The sequence below is a fragment of the Amycolatopsis sp. NPDC104587 genome, from assembly GCF_055583645.1.
Genome location: NZ_JBVJNO010000002.1, coordinates 170,654 through 181,221, shown reverse-complemented (window position 1 = coordinate 181,221; position 10,568 = coordinate 170,654). Strand labels below are relative to the sequence as shown.

The window sequence follows — 10,568 nt, the reverse complement described above, 5'->3', positions numbered from 1 at the left end:
GGACCAGCAGCCTTCCGGAAAGCGGAATTGCACGGCGTTCGACATCTTCGCCGCGGATTCACCGGGCGAATAGCCGGAATTCCCGCCATTCCGCGAACGCAGGTGGTCCAGACACGTTCAGTGGCCCCGGTACCGGTTCCGCGGCGGTCAGCCCGGGAACTCGTCGGCGAGGGTGTTCCAGAACTGGAGCTCGTAGCTCTGGAAGAGACGGGCGTAGAGGTGCGCTTCGCGCTCGTCGAGGCGGTGCGCGTCGAGGCCGGCCTGGATCGCGGCGAGCGCTTGTTCTTCAATTTCCGGCACATCCGCCGCGAAGAAGTCGAAGAACGCGCAGGCGTCGTCGCCGAAGCCGTAGTGCTTCCGCATGCCCTTGGCGACGTCCGCGCAGTACCGGCCGAAGGCGGCGAAGTTCGCGTAGATCCCCGCCGCGGTCGCCGACGACTCGCCGTTCAGCGCGAGCCAGGCGACGTACGCCGGGTACGCCTGGCAACCCGCGCGCGGGCGTTCCTTCCCGTGGTCCGGACCAGCGGCCTTGATCAACGCGTCGAGCATCCCGTTCGCCTGCTGCTCCCCCGGCGCGAGGCCGCCGAAGAAGGTGCGCGCGTTCGGCTCGTCCGCGCGGGCGGCGAGCGCGTGGAAACTCCGCCAATCGCTCAGCGTGATCCGCTTCTCCTCCGCGGCGAGCGCGGCGAACACCGCCCGCGGCGCGCGACCGGCGGTGATCACCGGGACCAGCCGGTTGTCGTCGTCGCGGGGCGCGAGCTCCTTCTGGATCTCGTCGAGCAGTGCACGAGCCGAACGCGTCATCGCTTCCCCCCGGAGTCGGTAGTCCTTCCATTGAAGCGCGGTTCGCGAGCCGGCGCCCGTGTGCACTGTGGACGGTCGTGGGGAGCTGACCGCGCGAAGGCGGGTAAAGGGGGTGTTTGACGTGGCCGCGATTCTCTATCCACCCGGCGCCGGAGCCCCTACAGTGTGGCCATCCGCAGCACCGAGGAGGCCAGCGTTGACCACCCCGTCCGTCGCCGAGCAGACCGAAGGCCTGACGATCCCGCGGCTGCTGCAGCGCAACGCCGCCGAGTACCCGGACCTGCCGGCGATCACCTCGCTCGACCTCGAAGGCCAGCCGACGCTGAGCTGGTCGGAGTTCCGCACCGCGATCGCCGAGGTGTCGCGTGGGCTGGCGGGCCTCGGCCTCGCCGCGGGTGACCGGATGCTGATCATGGCGCCCGGCTGCCCCGACCACATCGTCGCCGACCTCGCCGCGGCGCACCTGTCCGCGATCCCGTGCACCGCCTACGCCACCCTCAGCCCGGACCAGGTCGCCTACGTCGCGCGGCACAGCGCGGCGCCGGTCGTGGTGCTCGGCGGCGAGAGCGAGCTGGCGCGCTGGCGGCCGGTGCTCGGCGACCTCCCGGCGTTGCGCCACATCGTCGTGATGGACGAAGCCGTGATCCCCGACGGCGACGAACGGTTCGTCTCCTTCGCGGCGCTGCGCGCCCAGGGACGGGAAGCGCTCGCCGCCGATCCCGACGCCTTCGAGCGGTCATGGCCGGACATCAAGCCCGACGACCCGCTGTCGATGATCTACACCTCCGGCACCACCGGCGACCCGAAGGGCGTCGTGCTCTCGCACCGCAACGCGATCCACCAGGCGTACGCGGTCACCGAGCTGCACCACCCGCCGATGCACGCGACGAACATCGCGTACCTGCCGCTGGCGCACATCGCCGAGCGGGAGCTGTCGATCTACCTGCCGATCGTGTGGGCCGGGCACGTGCACACGCTCGCCGACCCGACGGCCGTCGCCGGCGCGCTCGACAAGGTGCACCCGCAGAGCTTCTTCGGGGTGCCGCGCGTGTGGGAAAAGATGGTCGCCGGCCTGAAGAACATGCTCGGCAGCGTGCCCGAAGACCGGCGCACCGCGTTGCTGCAGGCGAACGAGCTGCTGCAGCAGGGGTACAAGCTCCGCAGCGCCGGACAGCCGGTGCCGGCCGAGCTGGCCGACAAGATCGCGAAGACGGACGAGGCCGCGCTGGCCCCGGTGCGCGCGCTGCTCGGGCTGGACAAGCTGCTCGTCGCCTCGAGCGGCGCGGCCGCGCTGCCGGTGGAGATCATCTACTTCCTGGCCGGCCTCGGGGTCGAGATCTGCGAGGTCTGGGGCCTGTCGGAGACGACCGGCGCGGCGACGTCCAACTCCGGCTCGGACTTCCGCGCGGGCACCGTCGGCAAGCCGCTGGACGGCGTCGAGGTGAAGGTCGCCGACGACGGCGAGCTGCTCGTGCGCGGCCCGATCGTCTTCCTCGGCTACCTGCAGGAGGACGGCACGATCGCCGACGCCACCGACGCCGACGGCTGGTACGCCACCGGCGACATCGGCACGATCGACGAAGACGGCTTCGTGACGATCACCGACCGCAAGAAGGAGCTGATCATCACCTCGAGCGGCAAGAACATCGCGCCGACGAGGATCGAGGGCCTGCTCAAGGAGCACCCGCTGATCGGCCAGGCGGTCGCGATCGGCGACGACCGGCCGTACGTGACCGCGCTGATCGTGCTCGACGACGAGATCGCGCCCGGCTGGGCCGCGGCGAACGGCGTCGAGGCCACGCCGGACGAGCTGGCTTCGCACCCGGCCGTCCGCGCGGAGCTGGAGCGCGCGGTCGAGTCGGCCAACAGCCGGCTCGCCCGGATCGAGCAGATCAAGCGCTACCACGTGCTCCCGAAGGCGTGGACCCCCGAGTCCGGCGAGCTGACCCCGACGCTCAAGCTCAAGCGCCGGGTCATCAACGACCGCTACTCGGTGGACATCGAAACGCTCTACGCGGCCGCCCGCTCCCCCGAACCCGCCGCCGGCTCCTGACCACCCCCGCACTTTCACGTGAAAGTGCCGACCTGGGGGCCGCACTTTCACGTGAAAGTGCGGCTCTCAGGCCGTCCGGGGCGAGGTGGTCTCCGTCCACTTGCGCAGCCGCGGCGGGACGCGCTTCTCCAGGCCGTAGTTCTCCAGGTGGGCGGAGAAGACCTCGTCGAACGCCTTCTGCACGGTCTCGGTGTCCCAGACCGGGCGCTCGAGGATCGGCTGCTTGAGGAACGGCTGGCCCATGACGTGCAGCTGCGGGCCGTTGCAGCGGATCATCTGGCCGGTGATGCCGTGCGAGCCGTCGCCGAGCAGGAACAGCACCACCGGGGCGATCCGCGACGGCGTGCGGTCCGGCGGGCAGGCGCGCAGCGAGCGTTCGGACTTCCACACCATTCGCGTGTGCGCGAGCGGGCAGACGGCGTTGACCCGGATCCCGACGTCTTCGAGGTCGAGCGCCCAGGAGTAGGTGAGGGACGCGACCGCGCCCTTGCTCGCCGCGTACACGCCGAGCTTGCGCTGCCCGAGGGAAGCGCCGGAAGAGATGTTGACGATCGAGCCTCCGGTGCCCGCGTCGACCATCGCCTTGATGGCCGCCAGCCCGGTGTTCACCACGCCGAGGACGTTCACCTGGACGAGCTCGCGCGCCTGCTCGGCGTCGTCTTCCCAGGGCAGTGCCTCGTAGTTCAGCCCGGCGTTGTTGACCAGGCCGTCGAGCCCGCCGAACTCCTTGACGCAGAGGTCGACGATCTCCTGCGCCTCCCCGGCGTCGGCCACGCTGTGCCCGCTCGCGACGGCGCGGCCGCCGTGCGCGCGGATGTTCTCGGCCGTGCGCTCGGCCAGCTCGACGTCGATGTCGTTGACGACCACCGACCCGCCCGCCCGCGCGACGTGCACGGCGAACGCCTCACCCAGCCCCCGGCCGGCGCCGGTCACCACGACCGACTTGCCCTGCATCAACCCGTCCATCGTCTGCTCCCCGCTCTGCGGCGCCGGCGGCGCGGTCCGTCCACCCCGGTCGGATCTGTGTCCAGTCTTGGCCCATTCGGGCCAACGGGGCATCGTCGCCACGACGAGCGGCCGCCGCTCTGCGCCGAGCGAGTCCGGTTCGATCAGTCCGGAGGTACCCGCGCGCCGGTCACGGCGAACCCCCGCGCCGCGCGGGTGGCGTAACCCGATCGGCTCCGAACGGAGCAGGGACGCGCGTTCCGGGGACATCGGCGTGTAGTCGGCGGCATACTGATAGTGCTTCCGGGAGGTCCGCCGTGACACCCCCGGACGGGGTCGTCACGGACGAGGCACAATGCGGACGGTCCAGGTTCACTCGATCGGGGGACGGTGGTTAACAGGTGGCGACGCGCGCGAAGCCCCGGCTCCGGGCCGTCCTGGCCAACCGCGAGTTCCGCGCGCTGTGGTTCGCCGAAACGCAGTCCATGCTCGGCGACCAGCTCACCATCGTCGCGCTGGCGATCCTGATCTTCGACCGGACCGGGTCACCGCTGCTCTCGGCCGTCGTCTACTCGCTCACGTTCCTGCCCGCGCTCGCCGGCGGGCTCGGGCTGTCCCAGCTCGCGGACCGGTTCCCGCGGCGCGCGGTGCTGGTCACCGGGTCGTTCGCGCAGGCCGTGCTGATCGGGCTGATGGCCGTGCCGGGCATGCCGATGGGCTGGCTGTTCGTCCTGTTCGTCTTCGCCCGGCTGGCGAACGCGCCGTGCAACGCGGCGCAGAACGCGCTCGGCCGGGAGATCTTCGACGACGACGACATCTACCTGCAGAGCCAGGACCTGCGCGGGATCACGAACAACACCGCGATGCTGGCCGGCCTCGCCGTCGGCGGGCTGCTGGTGACCACCATCGGCACGTCGTGGGCGCTCGGGATCGACGCGCTGACGTTCCTCGTCGCCGCCGTCGCCGTGTGGGTGCTGGTGCTGCGCCGGCCGGCCGCCGGGAACGGGGGCGCCCCGTGGTTCGGCGCCGTCCGGCAGGTTTTCGGCGACGAACGGCTGCGCGTGCTGCTCTACCTGTCCTGGCTCGTCGGCCTCGCGGTGATCCCGGAGGGCCTCGCGGCGCCGCTCGCCGCACAGCTCGGCGCGGGCGACCAGGCGGTCGGCTGGCTGCTGGCCGCCGACCCGCTGGGCTTCGTGCTCGGCACGTTCCTGCTCTCGCGGTACGTCTCGACCGAGCACCGCCGCAAGCTGCTGGGCGTGCTGGCCGCCCTGCCGCTGGCCGCGCTCGCGGCGTTCGTCCTGCGCCCGAACCTCGCGTTCGCGCTGGTCCTGCTCGCGCTCGCCGGGGCGACGGGCGCCTACGTCATCACGGTGTCGGCCACGTTCATCACGTGGGTGCCCAACGACATCCGCGGCAGCGCCGGCGGGCTTTACCGGACCGGGCTGCGGGTCGCCCAGGGGGTGGGCGTGGGCATCGGCGGGCTGGTGGCGCAATGGCTCGGTTCGGCGAACACGACCATCGCGCTCGCCGGCGCGGTGGGGCTGCTGCTGGCCGTCCCGGTGGCGTTGGCCTGGCGCCGGGCCGCCGAACCGCGACCGGAGCCGCGGTTGTCATGAACGGAAACTCACCGGGTTTCAGCCGTCACGGTTCGACATCGGTCGTCACCTCTCCGTACAAGCAAGATCATGAATGACATTCAGCTGGGGACGGCAAGCAATTCGCGGCCGACTCAGGCGTCACGGTTACGCACTGGTCCACCTCCATCTTGGGAAGCATGAACAACCGATTGAGCCGAGTTCCCGGCAGTTCGGCCGACAACCCGGTGGTTGGCGTTGCTGAAGGATGATACCCAACCACGGAATGCGTCAACACTCTAGGCGGGTACCGATGAGATTACTCAAGTCCGCGGCTAGGCTGGAAAGGAGGTGACCAATTGCATCCCGGAGCAGACGACGACCCGTCCGCGGCCGGCCGGGCCGCCGCCCGGCGACCGGCCGCGAGCCCGCCGGTGAACACGCACGCCGAACCGGCGGGCGGTCCGGACCGGACCACCGGACGCGACCATCCGTATCTGCCCGGCAACTGGGCGCTCTGGCGCCGGCCGCCGGTGCTGATCGCGTTCATGCTCGGGCTGGAGGTCGTCGCGGTCGCCGTGCTGGCGATTTCGTTCTCCCGTTCCGCGATTCCCGGCGGGCGCGACTGGATCAATTTCGGAATACTAGCCGTCGGCGCCACCGTCCACATCCAACTGACGCAGCGCCAGGAAGAACGAAGGCGAAACCGCACCAAAAAGGTGCTGATCGACCTCACCGCCGTGTGGACGTTTTCCGCCGCGTTGATCCTGCCGGTCCCGTTGACGCTGCTCATCATTTTCCTCATCCGGTTGCAACACTGGTTCATCGCCCGGCGCCCGGCCCACAACTTCATTTTCTCGTCGATCACGCACGGCCTCGCCGGCGCGCTCGCCCACCTCACCTACGGGGCGCTCGGACCGCACCTGCTCGGGCAGCCGGGGTGGAGCACGTTCTGGCACGAGGCGGGCGCGATCGTCGTCACCGGTGTCGTCTACGAAGCCATCCAGATCCTCTACGTCGGCGGCGCACTGGCGCTCGGGCTTTCGTCCGAGCCGACCTTGCGTAACGTACTGGGCAGCCCGGCCGACAACCTTCTCGAAGCGGTCACCATCGGCCTCGGCGCGGTGACCGCGATCCTGCTTGCCGTGGTGCCGCCGATGGTCGTCGTGATGGCCGTGGCGACGGTGGTCTTCAATCGCCTCGCGGAACTGGACCAGCTGCAGAACGACGTCCGGACCGACCCGAAAACCGGCATTCTCAACATGCGCGGCTGGTCGGAGTCAGCGGAGCGCGCGCTGGAACGGACCGCTCGATCGGGTGATCAACTGGCCCTCCTGATGGTCGATCTCGACCACTTCAAGTGGATTAACGACACCTATGGACATCCGGCGGGCGACGACGTGCTCCGCACGGTTGCGCAAACGCTCGACGAAGTGACGAGACCGAGCGACTTGGTCGGCCGTTTCGGCGGTGAGGAATTCCTCATTCTGCTCCCGGACATCAACGAAGAGGCGACCTGGGACGCCGCCGAGCGCATACGTGTTGCGATTGCGAAGTTGCATATCGTGACCACGGACAAACGCGGCGACCCGGCCACGATCGCCGACCGCACGACGTCCATCGGCGTCGCCCGCCACCCCCGCCACGGCGACACGCTCGACCGCCTCCTCCAATCCGCGGACGCGGCGGTTTACCTGGCGAAGGAGAACGGCCGCGACCAGGTCTGCTTCGCCCCGGACGTCACGCCCCCAGCCGAACGGTGAGCTCCAGCTTGACGAGCACTTCAGCGGAAGTCCCGGCCGACGCGGGGTCGAGCCGCAGCCGTTCCCCGCGGTAACCGGCGGACTCCAGCCGCAGCACGCTCGCACGCGGATCCGGGCGCGGGTGGCACCAGTGCCGGACGGTGCCGGTCCCGGCGGGATCCTTGGCGAGGACTAGGTAGGCGTGCCCGAGATCGTCGGTGACCCGCCCGAGCCCGTTCCACCAGAGCGCGCGCAGGGTGAGGGCAGCGCCGTCGTGGCGGAGTTCGACGGGGGTGTCCGCTTCGACGTCGACGCGGAAGCCGGTGGCGCCGACGGTCAGCGAGCGCACGTCGAGGAAACCGGTGCGGCTGGGGTCGGCCGGGTCGATCGGTTTGGCTTCGGCGCCGCCGCTTTGTTCAGCGCGATGCTCCGGCGCGAACTCGCGGGCAGGCTCGGCTCGCTCGCTCGGCGCGGACCGAGCGCCCAGCCCAGCACCATCGCCGGGCGCAGGCTGACCACCCGGCCCAGCCCCACGCGCGCATTCGCGGCCCGCCCCGCCCAGCAGGAACCCGCCCTCGTACTCGCCGAAGTCCGGTCGTGGCAGCAGCGCGGCCACCGTCAGCTCCGCGGCCAGCAAGCCGTCCTCATTCCCCGGCACCACCTCGGCCCCGCACAGCTCCCCGGCCAGCAGCCGGCACCCCATGACCTCCGCCCACCCCAACGCGGCCGCTCGCAGGCCCGGCTCCGCATGCAGGCGGTCGAGCAGCGGGCCCGCCCGCCGGCCCGCGCGCCACGTTCCGCTGAACCGGGCCGCCCGGACCAGCCGGGCCGACTCCGGGCAGCTCGCGCCGAATAGGCCCGTCATCGCGCGGTCGAGCAGGCGCAGCTGGTGGGCCAGCACCACCCGGCCGACCAGCCGGGGATGGGTCCGGGCCAGCGTCGCCGGTGAGGCCGCGCGCAACACCCGGGCCAAAGCGCGCAGCTCCGGGGACCGTGGTTCGCGCAGGCACGCTTCGGGCGCGAGGTGGCGCAGCGCGCGGACGGTGTTCTCCACGGGCACGGCGGGCCGCCCGCCGCCGGGATCGGTCGAGCCCACTGGACGCCCTCCTGGTCGCCGTGCCCCCTTCCGCCAGTCTCCGCCGCGGCGTACCACAAGGGAACGTAAGAACGGGCAGCCGACGGGGCAGCCTAGGGGAAAGCAGCCGCAATCCCTTGGGGTTATCCCCATGTCGGCGCCGCGGCGCGGCTGGCACCCTGGAACCCATGCCAGCCCCGCCCGAGCCGCCGCGTGTCCGCCGACCCTGGTCGACGTCGGGGTGGCTGCTGCTGGTCCTGCTGGTCGTCTTCGCGTTCGGGCTGATCGCCTCGCGCCCGCCGTCGCCGCCGGACCAGGGGCCGCCGACCGGGGACGTCCTCGCGGCGCAGAACGCGATCGAGGCGCTCGTCCACCCCGGCCCGCACCCCGACGCGCTGGCGCGGCTGCCGAAGGACTTCACCGCGCTCAGCGGCGTCACCCCGGGCGTGCTGACGGCCCGCGACGGCACGGTCCGCGCGGTGCACGTCGACGGCGGCTGTTCCACCCCGTGGGGCGACGACAACACGAAGTGGGACTACGCCGTGCCGTGCAAGTCGCACGACCTCGGCTACGACCTGCTGCGCTACGCCGACCGCAAGGGCCACCCGCTCGGGCCCGAGGTCCGCGAGGCCCTGGACAACCAGCTCTCGCACGACATGCACCACGCGTGCGACCTCAACCCGATGAACTCCGCGGGCACCTGCCGGATCGTCGCGTCCCTCTACTCGGCCGGGCTGGTCGTCAACTCCTGGCACCAGCGCTGGGGCCCGCCGGTCGGCGACCCGATCGGCCCGATGGTCGCCGGGGTGCTCGTGATCGGCTGCCTGCTGGTGTTCCGGCTGCGCGGCTGGCTGCACACCCGCCGCCAGGCCCCCGTCCCCGCACCGCCCGCCACCCCGGCGCCGGTCACCAGCTGGGCGCTGCTCGGCGCCGGCGGTGTTGTCCTCCTGCTGCTCGGTGAGTCGGTGACGGCGCTCGCACACTGGGCGGGCGCGCCCGAGCCGGCGCTCTGGCCGTTGACCTGGCTCGCCCAGCTCACCCCGCTGATCTACTTCGCCGGCGGCCACGCCAACGCGGCGGGCTGGCGCGCCGGCCAGGCCGACGGCAGCGGTTACCGCCACTACCTGGCCGAACGCGCCAGCCCGCTGCTGCGGCCGGCGCTGATCTTCGCGGTCGTCGCGCTGCTGACGCCGCTCGCGCTCGAGCTCCTCGGCATCCCGGCGGGGACCACGGCGACGGTCATGCGCATCGCCGTCCACCCGCTCTGGCTGCTCGGGGTCTACCTGCTGACGATCGTCTGCGCACCGCCGCTGCTGGCCCTGCATCGCCGGGCACCGGTGAGCGCGGCCGCCGGGCTGCTGGTGCTGGTCGTCGCCGGAGAGGTGGTCGCGAACTGGTCCGGTTCGCCGTTGCCGCGCTACGCGGCGACGTTCGCCCTCGCGCTCCTCGCCCAGCAACTCGCCTTTGCGCACGCTGACGGCGTACGCCCGTCACGACGTCTGCTCGCCTTCGCCGCGGCGACGGGTGTCGCGGGCCTCGCCGTGGCGAGCGTCCTGCGGGACGGGCCGCCTGTCCTGCTCGGCAGCCCGGGCGCCCCGGCGGCGTTCTCGGCGCCGCCGTGGGGCGTGCTGCTGCTGGGTTTGGTGCAGCTGGGCCTGCTCGGGCTGCTGGCCGGCCCGCTGACGCGGCTGGCCCGGCGGCCGGGCGTCGCCCGCGCGTGCCGGTTCGTGCTGCGGGCGCCGATGAGCCTCTACCTGGCGTTCCTCGCCGCGATGCTGCTGCTGGTCGCGGTCGTCTACCTCCCGGGCCGGATCGCCGACGGGCTGAGCTGGCTGGTCCGGCCGCGGACGCTGGTCGCCGTGGGGCTGCTCGCGGTTCCGGCGACGCTGGTGTTCTGGTGGTTCGAGCGGCACAGCCACCACGGACGCCCGCCGCGCGCGGCCGAGCTCCCCGGCCGCCGGACGGCGGTGCTGACCCGCGCCGCGGCCGGGTTCGGCATCGGCTACGCGACGCTCGGGGTGTTCGGCTTCGCGCTGACCCGCTTCGGCGGGGTCGCGGCCGACGCCGACCTGCTGGGTCTGCGCCTCGACCCGATCCAGAGCCTGGTGCACCTGCTGCTCGGAGTGTTCCTGCTGCACACGATCCGCCTCGGCGCCGGCGCGGCCACGGGCACCTGGCTGGCGACGGCGCTGGCCTGCGCGCCCTCGCTGCTGTTCGCCGCCGACGGCACGACACCCGGGTTCCTCGGCGTCACGCTGCACGCGGTGACGGCGGCGTTCGCCCTGCTCGCCGCGGCCGGCACCCTGCTGCCGGCCCGCCGCCCGGTGAACGCAACGCCCTGACCAGCCACAGCGCACGACCCACCGCCGCCCGGC

The 10,568-nt window shown here is 71.9% G+C and carries 7 protein-coding genes; 4 read left to right on the top strand and 3 right to left on the bottom strand.

Annotated features, from left to right (window positions below; translation table 11 throughout):
• Positions 1 to 147: 147 nt before the first annotated feature.
• The gene (locus ACZ61C_RS05265; protein WP_465303091.1) at positions 148 to 804 is read right to left on the bottom strand and encodes a transcriptional regulator; all 657 of its coding nucleotides are present in this window, start codon (positions 802 to 804) and stop codon (positions 148 to 150) included.
• A gap of 196 nt (positions 805 to 1,000) precedes the next feature.
• On the opposite strand from ACZ61C_RS05265, the gene ACZ61C_RS05260 reads away from it, so the two are divergent.
• Positions 1,001 to 2,857, top strand: coding sequence for an AMP-dependent synthetase/ligase (locus tag ACZ61C_RS05260; protein ID WP_465303089.1), 1,857 nt, complete (start codon positions 1,001 to 1,003; stop codon positions 2,855 to 2,857).
• A gap of 66 nt (positions 2,858 to 2,923) precedes the next feature.
• Here ACZ61C_RS05260 and ACZ61C_RS05255 read toward each other — a convergent pair whose 3' ends face one another.
• Positions 2,924 to 3,823, bottom strand: a complete 900-nt coding sequence (locus tag ACZ61C_RS05255) for an SDR family NAD(P)-dependent oxidoreductase (protein ID WP_465303087.1) — start codon at positions 3,821 to 3,823, stop codon at positions 2,924 to 2,926.
• Between the two features lie 380 nt (positions 3,824 to 4,203).
• Here ACZ61C_RS05255 and ACZ61C_RS05250 point away from each other — a divergent pair, with 380 nt between their 5' ends.
• Together ACZ61C_RS05250 and ACZ61C_RS05245 are read left to right on the top strand one after the other, a co-directional pair.
• Complete coding sequence (locus ACZ61C_RS05250; RefSeq protein ID WP_465303085.1) at positions 4,204 to 5,418, top strand: MFS transporter; 1,215 nt, start codon at positions 4,204 to 4,206, stop codon at positions 5,416 to 5,418.
• Between the two features lie 317 nt (positions 5,419 to 5,735).
• Positions 5,736 to 7,139, top strand: coding sequence for a GGDEF domain-containing protein (locus ACZ61C_RS05245; RefSeq protein WP_465303083.1), 1,404 nt, complete (start codon positions 5,736 to 5,738; stop codon positions 7,137 to 7,139).
• Here ACZ61C_RS05245 and ACZ61C_RS05240 read toward each other — a convergent pair.
• A complete protein-coding gene (locus ACZ61C_RS05240; RefSeq protein WP_465303081.1) occupies positions 7,117 to 8,214 on the bottom strand; it encodes a hypothetical protein in 1,098 nt (365 codons plus the stop codon). The two genes, ACZ61C_RS05245 and ACZ61C_RS05240, sit on opposite strands and share 23 nt — an antisense overlap.
• Positions 8,215 to 8,381: 167 nt before the next feature.
• Here ACZ61C_RS05240 and ACZ61C_RS05235 point away from each other — a divergent pair, with 167 nt between their 5' ends.
• A complete protein-coding gene (locus tag ACZ61C_RS05235; protein WP_465303079.1) occupies positions 8,382 to 10,535 on the top strand; it encodes a phospholipase A2 in 2,154 nt (717 codons plus the stop codon).
• The last annotated feature ends 33 nt before the right edge of the window (positions 10,536 to 10,568 follow it).